Here is a 17,659-nt window from a genome sequence, read left to right on the forward strand (position 1 = left end):
GTGTAGCGCTAGCGAAACTTGTTGAGGACTTGAAACGGATAGCCCGACCCGCCTACCACGATTTGTGGTTTTGGCGGGTCACGCCCAGTTATTTTATTCTGTTTTCAAAACTTTGGATTGGCATACAAAATCAGTTTTTGGTAAATCGGTTTTTGCAATTGCAGCAAAACCACCAGCGATTTCTGTAAAGTTTCTAAAACCTCGTGCTTGCAAAATCGAAGCGGCGATCATTGATCGGTAACCACCTCCACAATGAAGATAGAAATGTTCTTTGGTATCTACTGTTTCAATCCAATCGTTGATGTTGGCAAGAGGTCTCAAGTAAGCATCTTCAAGGTGCTCTGCTTTGTATTCGCTTTCTTTTCGAATATCGATTACTTTGCTTTTGCCAATTTCGACTTCTTTTTCAAACGTAGTGGCATTGATTCTGTGTACGGTATCAATTTCTTTAGCTGCTTTTTTCCATGCTTCGAATCCACCTTCTAGATGTCCTACGATGTTATCAAAACCTACTCGGCTTAGTCGTGTCACGGTTTCTTCTTCTCGGCCGGGTTCTGTTACTAAAATAATGGGCTGTTTTACATCAATGATTAGTTCACCAACCCAGAGTGCAAAGCTTCCGTCGATACCAATATTTATAGATTGCGGAATGTATCCTTCAGAAAAGTTTTGATCATTACGACTGTCCAAAATTAAGGCCCCAGAATTTTCTACAACCGATTCAAAATCTGTTACTTTTATCGCTTGCATTCCGTTGTTAAGTACCGTGTCAAAACTTTCGTATCCTTGTTTGTTCATGGCTACATTCATTCCAAAATAAGCAGGAGGAGGTAGCAAACCATCGGTAACTTCTTTAATAAATTCGGCTTCGGTCATGTTGGCTCTCAACGCATAATTGGTTTCTTTTTGGTTGCCAATGGTCGAAATAGTTTCTTTGCTCATGTTTTTTCCGCAAGCGCTTCCGGCTCCGTGTGCAGGATAAACAATCACATCGTCTGGCAAAGTCATGATTTTATCACGCAAGGAGTGAAAAAGGATTCCAGCCAATTGTTCTTGTGTCATCGAAGCCGCTTTTTGAGCCAAATCGGGGCGTCCTACGTCACCAATAAACAAGGTGTCGCCTGAAAATATAGCGTGTTCTTTTCCGTTTTTGTCGATTAACAAATAAGTACTGCTTTCCATTGTGTGTCCAGGGGTATGAAGCACTTTGATGGTAATATCTCCAATTTTAAATTCCTGACCATCAGTAGCAATAATAGCATCAAATTCTGGATTTGCATTAGGACCATACACAATTGGAGCCCCTGTTTTTTCGCTCAAATCTACATGGCCAGATACAAAATCTGCATGAAAATGAGTTTCGAAAACATATTTTAAAGTTACTTTATCACGTTCTAGACGATCAAGGTAGGGTTGTGTTTCTCTTAATGGGTCAATGATTGCTGCTTCTCCATTTGAAGTGATGTAATATGCTCCTTGTGCGAGACAGCCGGTATATATTTGTTCGATTTGCATGATATAGTTGTTTTACTAATTACTACAAAGATACAGTTGAATTTTTAGGTTTATAGTGACTAAAGTTACACAAGCTAAAATAATTTTGAAATTGAAAATAAATCAAATTTAGCTATTGTTCAAGTAGGGTTTTTAGTCTGTAAGGGTTAAATTTGTGGCAATATTAAAAAACCTTTCCTATGGAAGAAATGCTCTTTTATGATCGAATGCAGTTTGCGTTTACCATAACTTTTCACTACTTATTTCCGCAATTGACAATGGGACTTTCGTTAATTGTAGTTTATTTTAAATACAGATTTTTAAAGACCAACGATCCACATTATAACAAGGCCACTCATTTTTGGATGCGAATTTTTGCATTGAATTTTGCAATGGGAGTCGTTACAGGGATTCCGATGGAGTTTCAATTTGGTACCAACTGGGCCAAGTTTTCCGAACTAACGGGAGGTATCATCGGTCAGACATTAGCGATGGAAGGAATGTTTTCTTTTTTCTTAGAGTCTTCCTTTTTGGGAATGTTCCTCTTTGGCGAAAAAATTTTAGGACACCGCTGGCATTTTGTAACTGGACTGCTTATTTGCTTGGGATCATGGGCAAGTGGATACCTAATTATTGCTACTCACTCTTGGATGCAACATCCTGTAGGATATGAGGTGCTAGAAAACGGGAAATTTGTCCTTACTAATTTTAGTGCTTTGTTTACCAATGTGTGGTTGTGGCCATCGTACCTTCATAATCAAGCAGCGTCTATGGTGACGAGTTCGTTTGTAGTTGCAGGAATTGGAGCATTCTACATACTGAACAATCGCAATGTTTCCTACGGAAAATTATTTTTGAAAACAGGAGTTATCTTTGGGTTAATTTCAAGTTTAATCGTTGCAATGCCAACGGGAGATTTGTTAGCTAAAAATGTAGTTAAACACCAACCGGTAACTTTTGCGGCCATGGAAGGTATTTTTCATACAGATAAAAAAGGAGCAGAGATTGTCCTTATTGGGCAACCCGATGTGAAAGATAAAAAACTGGACAATAAAATTGCTGTTCCCAACGTATTGAGTTTTCTAACCTACGGAAACTGGGATACCGAGGTCAAAGGTCTTGATCAATATCCAGAGGATACCCATCCAACAAATATTTCGGGACTCTACTACGCTTATCATATTATGGTGGGATTAGGTACGCTGTTTATCGGAATGACATTGTTGGCCATTTTTCAGTTACTTAGAGGTAGATTATTTCAAACCAAATGGTTGTTATGGTCGTTTATGTTTATGATGCCTTTCCCTTATATTGCAAACATAACTGGATGGTATACTGCCGAACTGGGGCGCCAACCTTGGTTGGTCTATAACTTATTACGTACGGCAGATGGTGCTTCGCCAACGGTATCTTCCGGTAATACCCTGTTCACACTTATGGGCTTTGTAGGTTTGTATGCTTTACTCGGAATGTTGTTTGCGATTTTGATCGGGAAAATTATTTACACAGGACCAGAACCTACAGAAAAGTAAAATGGGATTTGTGATTGAATATTAATAATTTTTGATTGCAATTTATTCGAATTAATCCCGATCTGTCGGGAACTTACTAATATAAAAAATAGCGATATGGAATTCTTTTGGTATGTGGTGTTAATCGTCATTTTAGGAACTTATGTGGTTCTGGACGGTTATGATTTTGGAGCAGGAATAATTCATTTGTTTTTTGCTAAAACAGAAAAAGATAAAAAAGCGATTACCAATTCAATCGGTCCTTTTTGGGATGCCAATGAGGTATGGTTAATTGCAGGAGGTGGAATCTTGTTTTATGCTTTCCCAACCTTGTATGCAGCTTCATTTAGTGGGTTTTATTTGCCACTGATCATGATTTTGTGGTTATTAATATTTAGAGCTGTTGGACTCGAATTGCGTGGGCAGTTTCACCACCCCATGTGGGAGGCAGTTTGGGACAAAGCCTTTGGAATTGCAAGTTTATTGTTGGCCTTGTTTTTTGGCGTGGCATTAGGGAATGTAGTACGTGGTGTAAACCTTGGTATGGTTACAAATGGTGTTTCTACACAAGAGGCACATTATTTCTTTTTACCACTATGGAACTCCTCTTTCAGTCCGCAAAGCTCAGATTTAGGGATTATAGACTGGTTTACGTTGTTTTTGGGAGTGGTTAGTGTTGTCGCTTTGATGATTCATGGCGGGAACTGGATCATATACAAAACCAATTCAGATTTGAATCCAAAACTAAAAGAGGTGATTTATAAACTAAATTTTGTGCTGCTTGCACTGGTAATCATTTCGTTATCAGTTTGGCATATTATTGAGAAAAAGCCTTTTCATAATTTCATAGATAATCCTATTTTGTTTATTTTCCCATTAATCACCTTTATAGGATTGTTTGGATTATTCAAAGTGCGAAGCTTTAAAAAAGATGGAACAGGTTTTATATTTTCAACACTTTTCCTTGTGGGCGGATTTACATCTACAACGGCTTCTATTTTTCCAGAAGTTTTACCGTCTACGAATTCGGTTAATCCATCATTGACGATTTATAATGTTGCCAATGAGCCTTACGCACTATCGGTAGGTGTATATTGGTTTGCAGTTGCCTTCGTTTTGGTAATTACCTATTTTGTTATTCAATACAAAGTTTTCAGCGGTAAAATGGACGATGTAGGATATGGGGAGCATTAATTAGAAATCCATTTAATCTTATCCAAAATATATTTTAAGCCTTAGCAGTACTGTTAAGGCTTTTTTTGTGAAGTACTATTTTGTAGTGAGGTTGAGCTGTTACTTTAAATAGAGATATAAAAAAAGCCTGAAATTTTCGTTTCGGGCTTTTGAGCGGAGAAAGAGGGATTCGAACCCCCGGACCTGTGACAGTCAACAGTTTTCAAGACTGCCGCATTCGACCGCTCTGCCATTTCTCCAGTGAGCGACAATCATTATCTGATTGCGAGTGCAAATTTAAACCTTTTTTTGACATTACAAACCTAAATTGAATTTATTTTGAATAAATAATTTAGATTAGGGATTTTAGAGGCTAGTAGAAGCTGTAGAGAGGATACGGTATTCGTTTCTTCTACATAAGTAAGCATTCAATTTAGTGCTAATAATAGAGGTGAAGAAAGGTAATGACTAAGGTTCGAATGCTATTTTCTTTTTAAATCAATTATAGAGCACAATTCGGTATTTTTATAATCGAAAAAGAATCTATGTAATGCAGAGTTTAATTTATTAATTGGGTTTATTTTAATGTTTTTGCCAATACCTTTTTAGTTTACTTATTCATAAATGTAGCTACAATAAATACTAATTTTCTAGTAGTACATAAAGTTGTTTTTCATTTTTTTCTATCTTCATGAGTTTAAAGGATGTTTGTAGTCCGATTTATTAAACCATTGGTCTGATTCTTTTTTTTATAAGCAGTAGTAATCCTAATTTCCCACTAATTTTGCAAACTTTGTACTCTAGTTGCAGTATTCATTGTTTTTTGGAATTAAAACAGGAGGATTGAAATCTCGAAGTTAAATTTTATTGGAATACCTGATTTTGTTTATTTTGAGTTCAAAATAATGAAGTATTTTAAGGATATTTTATCCTTAATCAGGTATTTTTAGTACATTTGGACATCAGAAAATCTTTTTTCTTGAGTATTAAAAATTTGAAGGCATTGCAACATAGGAAGATAAAGCAATAAAATTATTTTTATGAGTCAAACGAAGGTGTACATAAACATTAGGAAAATAAGAGAATTAAAAAATCTAACGCGCGAACATGTGGCGGCCGATTTAAACATGAGCATGAGCGGCTATGGCAAGATCGAAAGGGGAGACGTTGACTTGACGGTATCCAAACTGATTGAAATTGCAAAAGTATTGGGCGTTTCGCCAGAATTCATTCTGAAATTTGATGTTTCTATGTTTTTTAATGAGGTAAAATAAGGTGCTCTATAGTGGCGATGCTATTGAAAAGCGTTTATTACTTTTTGATTGTAGGTGGTTGTAAGCACTTATTTAAAATACTGCTCAAAATCGGATTCTAATTTATGCATTCTAATTTTTTTAGCATCTGTGGCTGGACAATTATAGGCAATGGCGCCAATATATCCTGTGGCTAATTCAAATCCTTTAATAGACCAATGTGTGTTGGCTTGATCTACTTTTAGTGTAGCTTCATGCATTCCATCAAGTGTAGGAATAGATTGGAAGCAATCATCAATACCTTGTCCTGTCGCTTTTACTACTGCTTCTTTACGTGTCCAAGCAGCATAAAAATCTCGCTTTTTGTCGGTACTTTTTTCTAATACTTCCTCTTCAGAAGCGTTAATGATTACAGGAATTAAGGATTCAAATTCAAAATCTTTTTCTATATATTCAATGTCAACGCCTATTTCCGTTTTTGATAACGCAATCATCGCATAGTCCTCTGCATGTGAAATATTGAAATGAATCCAAGGAGCATCTGCTAAAAAGGGTTTCTTATTTTCTTTTGTGTCAAATCGTAAAGCAAGAACTTCATTTTGCGTAAAAAAACCTAGTATTATTTTTAAAACGGATCGGTACACTACAAATCGATTTTGATCTGCAGTTTTATAAAATCGGTTTGCTTTGTTTTGCTCCTCAATAGTGAGATAGCTATTTAAATGTTCTTTTATTTCGAAAAAATCAGGTAAAAAGATGGTAAACAAGAGTATATCCTCCTGTTCTAATTTGGGTTGTAGTGATAACGACAAACTACCTTCTTGGAAGGTAGTTGTCGATATAGTAAGTTTAGCTTTTTGCATGCTTTTTGTCTAGTAAACCTTGGAGCATTCGAGCCAAGGTCTTATCATTCGGCGGGTCAACAATGCAATCGTGATCACCGGATATATTATGTATGTTAACTCCTTTTAGTGCTGCTTTCTTCCATCCAAGGTGGCTAGCATCCAATTTATAACCTTTGTCATCTGCTGCTCTAAAAAGTTCTACTTCAAATTGCTGTGGCAGTAAGTGATAGCGGTCTACAATTTTATCCACCATTTGATCGGCTTCTATAAACAACTCCATAGCATGAGCTTCATGTTCTGGAAGGCCAGTTTTGGGTCCAAAGTATTTTTTTTGTATATACGTCGTTTTAGAATTAATACGTGTTTTGAAAGATTTCCAGCTAGTAAGCATTTGGCAAAAATAATCGGCACGTCTGTAGTTACGATCGTAAATACGCCTTAATTTTTTCTGACCCGGTGTACGGCAGTAGTAAGCGGCATCTACATAGGTATCCAAAACAGCAATAAGACTTACTTCTTTACCTTGACTTTCCAATTGTCGTGCCATCTCAAAAGCTACAATTCCACCAAAAGAGAATCCTGATAAAGCGTAAGGACCAGTTGGGTTGATTTCGACAACATACTCAATATATTTTGCAGCCATTTCTTCGACAGATTGAAACCAATTGTCATAACCATTGGGACCAATCCCTTGAAAACCATACACTGGCTGGTCTTCGTCGAAATGGTTAATAACATGAGCAAAATTTAAAATATTCAATCCCGAACCGTGTACGATGAACAAGGGTGTTTTTGTACCGTTTGGTTTTAAAGGCACCAAAAAGTCATTTTTTATCTCCTTATCAATAGTCAACAATTTGGATAATTTCTCAACGGTTGAATGTTGAAACAAAGCGGAAAGCGGAATCCTTTTTCCGGTTTGTTTTTCAATTGCGACCATCACATTTACGGCCATAATCGAATGCCCACCCATTTCGAAAAAGTTACTAAAGATATCAACTTTGTCTTTCTTTAAAATGCATTGCCATATAGTAGCAACTAGTTTTTCTTCTTCGGTTCGTGGAGCGGTATAATTATTTTCACTATCCGATTTGCCTTCGTATTTCAAAAGTGTCGTTCTATCTACTTTGTCATTCAGCGTTCTTGGCATTTTATCCAAAACATTAAAAACATGCGGAACCATAAACGCCGGCAGTTGCGAGGCAAGATGATCTCTCCACTGACGGATTTCTTCGATTTCAGATGCATATTCATAATCTGCAACTACAAAAGCAATCAGTATATCATTTTTGGCTAAAACAATAGCAGACTTTATGCCTTTGATGGAGGTGAGAACGTGCTCGATTTCGCCAATCTCAATACGATGGCCTCTTACTTTTACCTGATGGTCAATACGTCCCAAGCACATCACTTCATTACTCGTGAGTAATTTACCAATGTCTCCAGAGAGGTACATTATGGCATCTTTTTTGTCCGAAAATTTGTTTGGCAGGTACTTAGCAGCTGTTAGTTCAGGCTTACCAAGGTATCCTTTTCCAACACCATCTCCACCAATAGCAATTTCTCCAACAGTATTTGGTGGTAATAGGTTAAGCTGTTCATCTACAATATAATACTGCATATTGTTAATAGGAGGACCTACAGATATAATAGTTTCTTCGTCTTTAATGTGCTTGCATGAAGAGAAAATAGTCACTTCAGTTGGGCCATAAAGTGTCCATAATTCTTCACTTCTTTTGATAAGTTCAGAAGCTAATTTGGCTGGTAAAGGTTCACCACAGCACCAAATTTTTATCGGTAACTTTTTTGACCATCCCGAATCCAAGAGCATCTGATAGGTGGTAGGTGTAGCAACGATTAACGAAATCCTTTCTTTTTCGAGCATTTCATAAAATAAACGTCCGTCGCTAGAGGTTTCGTGGTCTGGTAATACCAAAACAGCTCCCTTAAATAAAGGAAAGAACAATTCAAAACTAGCGATATCAAATGAAATCGTAGAGATAAAGGGTACGCGATCGGTCTCTTTGATTCCGGGTTCGTTTTCTAAAGAATACAGTAAATTGACCACATTTTTATTGGTAATTTTTGCTCCTTTCGGTTTCCCGGTAGATCCAGAGGTGTATAGCAAATACAATACATTTTCGGGATCAACATCCAAGGCTAGTTTGGTTGCAGGATATTGTGATAACGAACTCATAGCATCGTCAATCAAAATCGTATTGGCACTTTTTGGGAGTGCTAGGGCTAATTTTTTACTCGTCAATAAATATTTTGCTTCAGAATCCTCCATCATGTATTGCACACGTAGGGTTGGGTATTCGTGATCGAGAGGCAAATAGGCTGCACCACACTGAATAATCGCCATGATGGCATAGACCAATTCAGGGCTACGTGGGTACGATACCGCAATGTAATCTCCGGGTTGCACTCCTTGAGCAGCGAGATAATGTGCAAATTGATTTACTTTGGTATGCAATTCAGCATAAGTAATCGATTGGTTTTGATATTCAAGAGCAATATTCGTCGGGTTTAATTCGGCTCTATTGCTCAATACAGCTGCCAAAGATAGGTTAGGGTAGGGCGTATCAGTATCGTTTAAGGTGGTATATGCGGCTGCATAATCTTCTTTAACAATTTCAGCGATAGTATTATTTTGCTCCGTGATTATCGTTCGAATAGTATCTTCAAACCCTATCATCATTTTTTTGATGGTCTCTTCATTAAATAAGCTGCTGTTGTAGGAGCATTGAAAAGTAGGGACGTTTTTTGACATACAAGCATGCACGTACAACTCAAAAGCAGAGTACGCTCTCGGGTTGATGTCAAATTGATAGGTTAGTCCTTGAAAAGAATAATCGCTTTCGACATCACGATTAAGATCTACAGTCAAGGTTACGGGTACCAACGGAACACGAGACGGATCTCTAGCAATCGCAAGTTTGTTAAGTAAATAACCAAAACTTATTTGATGGTGCAACTTCGATTTTAAAATGGCCGCACTTCTTTGTTTTAAATAATCGGTAAAAGTTTGTGAAGGATCAATTTTAGTTCGAATAGGAAGCAAGTTGGAGCAATTACCAAGCAAATGCTTCATATCATAACGGGCATTTCCCGAAACCGGAAAACCGATTACGATATCATTTTGTCCTGTTATTTTATAAATAAAAATTTCATACGCAATAATCATGGCGGTTACGAGACTGCAATCGGCGCTTTTACGAAGTTGATTTAGTCCGTTGATTAATTTAATATCAATGGGATAGTCAAAACGATTGCTCTTGTAGGTGCGCAAGTCAGGTCGCTGTGTATCTATAGGTAAATCAACAACCGGCACAGATTCTTTGTAATTATTGAGCCAATACTCTTCTGTTAGTTTAAGTTGCTCATTTTCGACCAAATCATCAACGGTGGTGGCATAGTTACTAAATCGCTCTGGATTTTTTAACTTGGGTGCTACATTGTTCACACTTGCAGAATAGAGAATGCTTAAATCTTCAAGAATGATATTGATACTTAATCCATCACCAATGATATGATGGTGCGTGATGATTACAACGGTCTCTAAGGCATTAACTTTGATTAATTTTACACTGAACAAAGGCCCTTTTTCAAGATCGAATAGGGTGTTTACTTCTTCCTCAATCTGATTTTTGATCGCTTTATCTTTGTCAGCGGTAGCTAAGGAGCTTATATTTATTTCAGAACTAACGATTTTTAGTTCTTTGGCAATGTTCATATAGATACCATCACTGCTAAAAGTGGCTCTCAAACTTTCGTGTCGTTGCACCAAAGTTTTCAAGGCAAGTTCAAAAGCTTGGAAAATAAAGTCTCCTTTAAAAGTAAGCGTATAAGATAAATTATAGGCTTTGCTTGCATCACTACCTCCAATCATACAATCAGTCCAAATTTCTAACTGTGTATTAGTGGTTTTAATGACCGTTTCAACAGCATGGTTTTTTGCCGTTAAAGAAGGTTGTGCCTGTTTATGTAAAGGATCACTCATTTTTTTGAATATTATGTAGGTATTTATAGCTGGGGCTAAAAATTAGTTAAAATTTGACGTGTTGTGGCATGCTTATTGGTATTTATAGCAATGAAATCTGTAGCATTTATTACTACGTTTTTCACTATACTTCAATACCTATCAATAAATCGGTTAAAAATAAGAAATTTAGCTGTATATATAGTGCTTTCTGCGCAATTTGTTGTAAAAGTTTTGCTATATATTGGTCAAATGGTCTTTTTTCTATATCAAAATTATCTCCTGGAATGTGATGCAAATCAATTCCGTTTTTTGCAATTTTCTTCCAACCCAATTCCAATGGCGCTAAATCATACTCGGGATGGTCTTTAGACCGAATCAAATCAACTTTAATATCTTGTGGTTGTAATTGGTATCGATCTACAATTGTAGATACAATGTCTACTGCTTCATTAAATTTCTGTAATGCTATTTGCTCATCTTCAGTAATTTTACTTTCAGTGCTAAAATGTTTTTCTTTTAGATAGTTTCTTTTTGCATTGATACGATTTTTGAATGCTTCGATACTAAGGAGCATTTGTTTTAAATAAATCAGTCGCTTGCGTGTACGGCTGTACTGGCGTACCCATTTTTTTTGTCGGAAACTTTTATAATAATACGATGGATCTACAAAAGTGTCCACTAATGCAGTCATAGAAACTACTTTTCCTTCTGCCTTTAATTGTTTAGCCATTTCAAATGCCACTACACCACCAAAACAAAAACCAGATAGCGCATAGGGGCCAGTAGGCTGAATTTTCAGCATAGCAGCTATGTAATGAGCGGCCATTTCTTCGATAGATTTATACCAATCGTCATATCCCTTTGGACCCACACCTTGAAAGGCATAGAAGGGTTGGTCATCATCAAAATGTTTGCTCATGTTTACAAATTGTATCACATTCAATCCACCCGCATGCACCATGTATATAGGAGGTTTTGATCCAGTAATTTTTAAGGGCACCAAGCAGTCGGCAAAAACAATCCCATCTGTATGCAGTAATTTGGCAAATTTGGCTACAGTATTATGTTCAAATAAGGTTGGTAATGAGAATTTTTTTCCAGTACGTTTTTCAGTTTCTCCAATAATTTTAACTGCTTTTATCGAATGACCACCAAGTTCAAAAAAATTGCTAAAAATATCAATAGTATCAATTTCTAGATTTTTCTCCCAAATTTCACTGATCAATTTTTCTTCTTCAGATCGTGCTATGGTTATTTTTTTCAAAAGTTGTGTTTCTTCCAAAAGTTGAAATAAAGCAGTCCTATCAATTTTGTCATTTAGGTTAACCGGAATACTATCAATCAGTTGGTATCGTTGTGGTACCATGAATTCAGGTAACTGTTCTAATAACTGCTCTCTGCAAAATGCAATAAAATCAGAGGTTGCTAAATCACTTTTTACAGGAATGATAAAAGCAGCTAAAGTAGCATTTTGTGCAAGTACAACAGCCGATTTTACGCCTTCAATGGCCGCTAGTACGTTCTCTATTTCTCCAGTTTCAATGCGGTATCCCCTTATTTTTATCTGATGGTCTATTCTGCCTAAGCACACAATTTGTCCGTTACCATCCACTTTTCCTAGATCTCCAGTACGGTACATCTTTCGATTATTAGTAACATCCTTAAAATAAGGAACAAAAAGTTGATCGTTAAGTTCTGGTCGGTTCAGGTAACCAGCTGATACACCATCACCACCAATCACTATTTCTCCAATTTCTCCTTCTTTGACCAAATTGCCATCGGTATCTAGTAAAAAGATGGTCGTATTAGCAATTGGTTTTCCTATGGTAATAAGTTCGTCTTGAGCTGTTATTGGAGTAATAATGGAGCAAACGGTAGTTTCTGTAGGCCCGTAAAAATTCCATACTTGGTCACATTTTTCTAGTAACTCCTTAGCCAGTGACAATGGCAAAGGTTCTGCACCTGCTATGGCTTTTATATTTAAGGGAACAGTCCAGCCCGAATTAAGTAGCATTTGCCACATGCTCGGGGTACAAACCATTAGAGTAATCTGATCATCTTGAATTTTTTGTATCAATCGCTGTCCGTCTAATCGGGTTTCATTATCAACAATTACTACGCAGGCGCCAAAAAGTAGCGGAAGGTAGATTTCGATTACCATAGGATCAAATGAAATGGTGGTGACTGAAAATATTTTGTCCTTCTCCGTTATTTCAAGATCGTTTTTTAAAGCATACAAAAGATTCAGTATGTTACAATGGGCAACAACCACACCTTTTGGCTTTCCTGTAGAGCCGGAGGTATATATGATGTAGGCTCCTGTTGTAGGATGTACACGATGATCTAAAGGTTGTGTTGGAAATTCTTCTGCGCTTACCAAAAGGTCGCTAATGGCATACGACTGATTCCCAGTGGTATTGTTATTTAATTTGGCTACTCCAATATGAAAACGAGCAGAAGCATCTTCAATCATCAGTTTCAATCTCGCTTCTGGATAAGAGGTATCTACGGGTATATAAGCGGCCCCACACTGCAAAATAGCAAAAAGAGTCGCAATTAATTCGGGAGAACGTTCCAATGAAACAGCCACAACATCTCCTGATCGAACGCCCTCAGACAACAAAAACTGAGCAGTTTTATTGATCATGAAATCCAATTCTTGGTAGGACAGTTTTTGTTCCCCATCTTCTATCGCAATTGCATGGGGGTTTTGTTGCACCCGTGCCGAAAAAAGATCGTGTAGGGTACTTTGAGGATACACCAACTTTGGACCACTAATTATTGAATTACCATTTTTCATTCTAAACTAAATTAATGCGAACTAATTTACTATCAAAAACTTGTAATCGTATTTTATTTTTAATTTTAAATCAAGACTAGCTATGCTATGTCTTATGATAAGTGTTTAGTTCTGCGGTTATTATGTTGAAGTTAGCTATTTCCAATAGAAGTTTTTTTAACTAAAGAAACATCTTTTTCTCTCTCTGGAAAATCTTCAACAGAACAAAAAAACCACTTTTATTGCAAAAGTGGTTTAATTTTCTGTATACAGCAGGTATAATCGTTAAACTGCCTTAGTTGTAAGGTTATAGAAGTTTCATTCGATACTAATCAGCATCACTTTAAAAACTTATTTTAAGCGAACAATTAAAAAACGGCATCAATAAATGCTTGCTAAAAAAAGTATTTAAGTTTAAAATTGGATGATCATGTCAATATTTTTTTTTCGAAAGAGAAAATAATTTAACTAAATGGTATGATTGTAATTCGTTGTTTTTCAATAAAATGAATCATTATTTTTTTATTCGAACTAATTGCATGCTGTCCTTCAATTTGATTAACAGATTAAATTGAAACTGCTCTTTCATTCAAAATAGTTTGAAGTAAACCAGCTAGTGCCATATCATTTGGAGGCGCAACAATGTCCAGATGATTACCAGAAACCTCATGAATTATAATCCCATTTGGAACTGCTTTTTTCCAACCCAAATAAATAGGATCGGTCTTGTATTGCTTATCATCTTTTGATCGAAATAAATCAACACTAAAAGACTGCGGTTTCAATTGATACAAATCAACAATCCCATTAACCTTTTCGACTGCAGCTATAAATTGTGCGAAAGCTTCTGCTTCCTTGGCCGTTTTAGTAGGGTTTTCATCCACATATTTTTTAAACAAATAATCTTTTTTGGCTAGCGTACGGTCTTTCATGGCCGTCCAACTAAAAATCATTTCCTTAAAGAAATTAATTCTTTTCTTTCGTACCGATATTTGTCTACTAATCTCTTTTTCTTGAATGGTATTTTTATAATAAGCGTGATCTACCGTAGTATCAAGTAAAGCTGTTAATAGCACTTTTCGACCTTGTTCTTCCAACTGACGTGTCATCTCAAAAGCAACCACACCACCAAACGAAAAGCCGGCTAGCGCATAGGGCCCAGAAGGGTATAAGGCTACAATGGCTTCAATGTATTGTGCTGCCATATCCTCGATAGAATGATACCAATCGTCATAAGGGCGAGCAGTACCTTGGATGCCATACACGGGTTGGTCTGGATCAAAGTGTTTGCTAATACTTGCAAAATTCAAAACATTGAGTCCCGCACCGTGAATTAAAAATAGAGGTGGTTTGGTACCAGAGGCTTTCAAAGGAACAAGACAACTCACAGTATTGTCTTCTGAGGAGTCTAATAATTTTGCAAACTGTTCCACTGTTGGATGTGTAAAAAGTAAAGAAAGCGGGAATCGTATTCCAAAACTTTTTTCAATTTCGATCATAACTTTTACCGCAACAATAGAATGCCCACCTAATTCAAAAAAATTAGTAAAAATATCAATGGGAGCAATTTGTAGCTGTTTTTCCCAAATCGATGCAATCGCAAGTTCATTTTCGTTTCTTGCTGTTGTAGTATCAGAAGCAGGATTAATGGTATAATTTGACAATGCCTTTTTATCAATTTTACCATTTAAAGTTGTAGGTAGGACTTCAATCACATTAAAATCATGCGGAACCAATTTTGGAGGTAAATGCTGTTGCATTTGTTCTCTCCAAAACGGAATTTTTGCCTTAGCGTCACTTATGGAGTCGGTTGGTACTATGTGCGCAATTAGGAAATTGGCTGTGGCTAGAACGACTGCTTGTTTAATTCCTGGTAATAAGAGCAGGGCTTGCTCAACTTCACCAGGCTCTATACGATGTCCTCTAATTTTTACTTGTTGATCCAATCTACCCAAATACTCAATTTCGTTAGTCGCTAGTAACTTACCCAAGTCACCAGTTCGATAAATAAGATCTTCCTCGGATGAAGATAAAGTGTTGGTAATGAATTTTTCTTCTGTTAATTTTGGTTTATGCCAATATCCCTTAGAAACACCATCGCCTGCAATTGCAATTTCACCCACAATACCTTGAGGTAATAGATTTCCTTTTTTATCAATAATATAAACTTGCGTATTGGCTATCGGGCTACCAATCGTAACAATTTCGTCCTCAAATTTTATTTCTTTGATGATGGAGTAGATGGTGGTTTCTGTTGGGCCATATCCGTTCCATAGTGTTTCACATCGGCTTGTTAGTGCTCGGGCAAGATCGAGAGGCATAGCTTCGCCTCCACAAATCGCTTTTAAAGGTAGTTTTTCTGTCCAACCGGAGTCGAGCAGCATGTACCAAGAAATGGGAGTTGCCTGCAAGAAGGTAACCTTCTCTTTCCTCATTAAATCTAAAAGTAATCGACCATCACGTGCTGTCTCTTGATTAGCGATTTGCAAAGATGCTCCAGAAATTAGTGGTAAGTACAGTTCTACGCCTGCGATATCGAAAGATATAGTTGTAATCGAAAGAAATTTATCAGAAGAACCTATTCCTGTTTTCTCCTTCATACCTATAAGAAGATTGACAAGATTATGATGTGTAATAGGTACTCCTTTCGGTTTTCCGGTGGATCCAGAGGTATATAGTAAATAGGCTAGACTGTCGGTACTGAACGGAACAGCTACGGGTGTAGCGGGAAAGGTTTCTAATTGTGCAAAAATATCCTCAATAAAAAAAGTATGCTCCACCTGTGGTGCTACTGCAAAAATGGTCTTAGCAGTTAGTAGTAATGTAGCTTGAGAATCACTAATCATGTAATCTAACCGTGCAGCAGGATATTCAGGATCCAAAGGAAGGTAAGCAGCTCCACATTGCAGTATCGCAAGAAGAGTACTAACTAATTCGGCTCCTCTTGGAAGCGACACTGCTACTATTTCGCCTGGTTGCAAGCCCTTCTTTAACAAATAATGAGCTATTTGATTTACTTGTGCTTGTAGTTCTTGATAAGTTAATTCTTTTCCGTCGGCATATATTGCTACATTATTTGGAGTTTTTACCATTTGTATTTGAACTATCTCAAATACGTTAGCAGTTGGCATGAGTACTTCAGTGTCATTTAACTGTTTATAATCCTTTAAATAACTACTGTATATGGTATCACTTATTTTACGACTAGGGTATTCGGTGATTGATTTTATCAGTTTCGAATAGGTCTCCATCATTTTATAAATGCTCTCAGGTTTAAAGAGAGCCGTATTAAACGACCATTCAAAAACTAAATTCTCTTCAGTTCCTGTTGCATTAACGAAGATTTCAAAAATTTCAAAAGACCTTGGGTTGCTTTTGCTGCTACAATTTAGATCGTGAAAGCTAGTAGTCTCTTCTTTTGCAGAATCAACATTAAATACGATAGGGACTAATGGAATTCTAGAAAGATCTCGATTTGGATTAAGTACTTCCAAAAGTTGACCAAAAGTAACACGAGGATGCTCATAGGCAGCTGCTAATTCAGATTTTCGTTTAAGGAGATAATCTTCAAAAGTAGTCTCTGGATCCATTTTGAACCGTAAGGGTAATAGATTTGCACAATGGCCTACAACTTCAGACATGCCTAACGCTATTTGTCCAGGAAAAGGTAGTCCTATTACCAATTCTTCTTGAGCAGTGATTTGGTGTAAAAAAACTTCAAAGCTTGCCAATAGGGTAGTGTTGAAGCTCGTCCCCGAAGCAGTGCTTATTTTTTTCAAAGCTTTTAATAGTGACGAATCAATAGCAATGTCTATTCGTGCACTAGCATAAGTTCGGAAATTAGGTCTTGGATAGTCAATAGGGAGATTGACTTCGGGTGTACCTTCCTTATACATGTCCAACCAAAATTTTTCAGAAACCTTATGCTCAGCTGATGCATTATATGTTAATTTTTCAGAGGCATAGTCATTAAAAGACATAGCAGCGGCTAAGTGTGCTTCTTTATCGAGGCAAAAACTCGTGTAAAGGGTAGCCAAATCGTTACGTACAATCTCAAAAGACCAAGCATCGCAAACAATATGATGTGCGGTAATAAGTAAAATATGTTTGTTTTCATCCAATTTAATCAGGTTAAACCTTATTAAGGGACCATGAGAAAGATCAAATAAATAGTTGGTATCTTCTTGGATAAGGAGTGAAACTTTTTCTTGCTGTTGATCAATAGAAAAATCCGTGAAATCATACTGCTCCAGTGGTAGCACTAATTTTTTAGATATAGTCATGTAAACACCAGCAGATCCAAAGGTTGCTCGTAGTGATTCATGTCGATCTGCTACGGCTTGGATAGCAGCAGATAGATGCTCAACCTGTAATGGACCCGTGAACTCTAAAGAGGAGGATTCGTTATAGGCTTGATTTGCTTCAGATCCACCGACAGTACAAGCAACCCAAAGCGCTGACTGTGCCTTGGTCATTCGTACTACAAATTCTGTTTCAAGACCTACAGAAGGGTCATAGTTTTGTGGTAACATATTGTCTTGGGGTATTTATTATACGCATATTTACATACGCTAACTTGTAAGTTGGGAGTCCTTTACGAAAATATACGATAAGACTTC

Annotated in this window: 8 protein-coding genes and 1 tRNA gene; 3 read left to right on the top strand and 6 right to left on the bottom strand. The window is 36.8% G+C overall.

What is annotated here, in order from left to right:
• Positions 1 to 93: 93 nt before the first annotated feature.
• The gene (locus FFWV33_RS11950; protein ID WP_108741107.1) at positions 94 to 1,515 is read right to left on the bottom strand and encodes an MBL fold metallo-hydrolase; all 1,422 of its coding nucleotides are present in this window, start codon (positions 1,513 to 1,515) and stop codon (positions 94 to 96) included.
• A gap of 179 nt (positions 1,516 to 1,694) precedes the next feature.
• Between FFWV33_RS11950 and FFWV33_RS11955 the strand changes: the two genes are divergently transcribed.
• Together FFWV33_RS11955 and cydB are read left to right on the top strand one after the other, a co-directional pair.
• Complete coding sequence (locus FFWV33_RS11955; RefSeq protein ID WP_108741108.1) at positions 1,695 to 3,026, top strand: cytochrome ubiquinol oxidase subunit I; 1,332 nt, start codon at positions 1,695 to 1,697, stop codon at positions 3,024 to 3,026.
• A gap of 96 nt (positions 3,027 to 3,122) precedes the next feature.
• Positions 3,123 to 4,199: a cytochrome d ubiquinol oxidase subunit II gene (cydB, locus tag FFWV33_RS11960; RefSeq protein WP_108741109.1), complete on the top strand. Its 1,077-nt coding sequence runs from the start codon at positions 3,123 to 3,125 to the stop codon at positions 4,197 to 4,199.
• Between the two features lie 154 nt (positions 4,200 to 4,353).
• On the opposite strand, the gene FFWV33_RS11965 is transcribed toward cydB, so the two are convergent.
• A tRNA-Ser gene (locus tag FFWV33_RS11965) sits at positions 4,354 to 4,438 on the bottom strand.
• 780 nt (positions 4,439 to 5,218) lie between these two features.
• On the opposite strand from FFWV33_RS11965, the gene FFWV33_RS11970 reads away from it, so the two are divergent.
• Positions 5,219 to 5,452 carry a helix-turn-helix domain-containing protein gene (locus FFWV33_RS11970; RefSeq protein ID WP_108741110.1) on the top strand — a complete coding sequence of 78 codons (234 nt, stop codon included), beginning with the start codon at positions 5,219 to 5,221 and terminating at the stop codon, positions 5,450 to 5,452.
• A gap of 68 nt (positions 5,453 to 5,520) precedes the next feature.
• On the opposite strand, the gene FFWV33_RS11975 is transcribed toward FFWV33_RS11970, so the two are convergent.
• The 4 genes from FFWV33_RS11975 to FFWV33_RS11990 all read right to left on the bottom strand — a co-directional run bounded on the left by FFWV33_RS11975 (position 5,521) and on the right by FFWV33_RS11990 (position 17,572).
• Positions 5,521 to 6,294 carry a 4'-phosphopantetheinyl transferase family protein gene (locus FFWV33_RS11975; RefSeq protein WP_108741111.1) on the bottom strand — a complete coding sequence of 258 codons (774 nt, stop codon included), beginning with the start codon at positions 6,292 to 6,294 and terminating at the stop codon, positions 5,521 to 5,523.
• A complete protein-coding gene (locus FFWV33_RS11980; protein WP_108741112.1) occupies positions 6,281 to 10,279 on the bottom strand; it encodes a non-ribosomal peptide synthetase in 3,999 nt (1,332 codons plus the stop codon). Before FFWV33_RS11980 ends, FFWV33_RS11975 begins: the two co-directional genes overlap by 14 nt.
• 124 nt (positions 10,280 to 10,403) lie before the next feature.
• Positions 10,404 to 13,061 carry a non-ribosomal peptide synthetase gene (locus FFWV33_RS11985; protein WP_108741113.1) on the bottom strand — a complete coding sequence of 886 codons (2,658 nt, stop codon included), beginning with the start codon at positions 13,059 to 13,061 and terminating at the stop codon, positions 10,404 to 10,406.
• A 545-nt stretch (positions 13,062 to 13,606) separates the two neighbouring features.
• The gene (locus FFWV33_RS11990; protein WP_108741114.1) at positions 13,607 to 17,572 is read right to left on the bottom strand and encodes a non-ribosomal peptide synthetase; all 3,966 of its coding nucleotides are present in this window, start codon (positions 17,570 to 17,572) and stop codon (positions 13,607 to 13,609) included.
• Positions 17,573 to 17,659: the final 87 nt, after the last annotated feature.

The organism is Flavobacterium faecale, from assembly GCF_003076455.1.
Lineage (GTDB): Bacteria > Bacteroidota > Bacteroidia > Flavobacteriales > Flavobacteriaceae > Flavobacterium > Flavobacterium faecale.

Bases quoted from the DNA above. Each gene is read 5' to 3' on its own strand.
- cydB (WP_108741109.1), top strand. From the start codon at position 3,123: ATGGAATTCTTTTGGTATGTGGTGTTAATCGTCATTTTAGGAACTTAT.
- FFWV33_RS11990 (WP_108741114.1), bottom strand. From the start codon at position 17,572: ATGTTACCACAAAACTATGACCCTTCTGTAGGTCTTGAAACAGAATTT.
- FFWV33_RS11955 (WP_108741108.1), top strand. From the start codon at position 1,695: ATGGAAGAAATGCTCTTTTATGATCGAATGCAGTTTGCGTTTACCATA.
- FFWV33_RS11980 (WP_108741112.1), bottom strand. From the start codon at position 10,279: ATGAGTGATCCTTTACATAAACAGGCACAACCTTCTTTAACGGCAAAA.
- FFWV33_RS11970 (WP_108741110.1), top strand. From the start codon at position 5,219: ATGAGTCAAACGAAGGTGTACATAAACATTAGGAAAATAAGAGAATTA.
- FFWV33_RS11985 (WP_108741113.1), bottom strand. From the start codon at position 13,061: ATGAAAAATGGTAATTCAATAATTAGTGGTCCAAAGTTGGTGTATCCT.
- FFWV33_RS11950 (WP_108741107.1), bottom strand. From the start codon at position 1,515: ATGCAAATCGAACAAATATATACCGGCTGTCTCGCACAAGGAGCATAT.
- FFWV33_RS11975 (WP_108741111.1), bottom strand. From the start codon at position 6,294: ATGCAAAAAGCTAAACTTACTATATCGACAACTACCTTCCAAGAAGGT.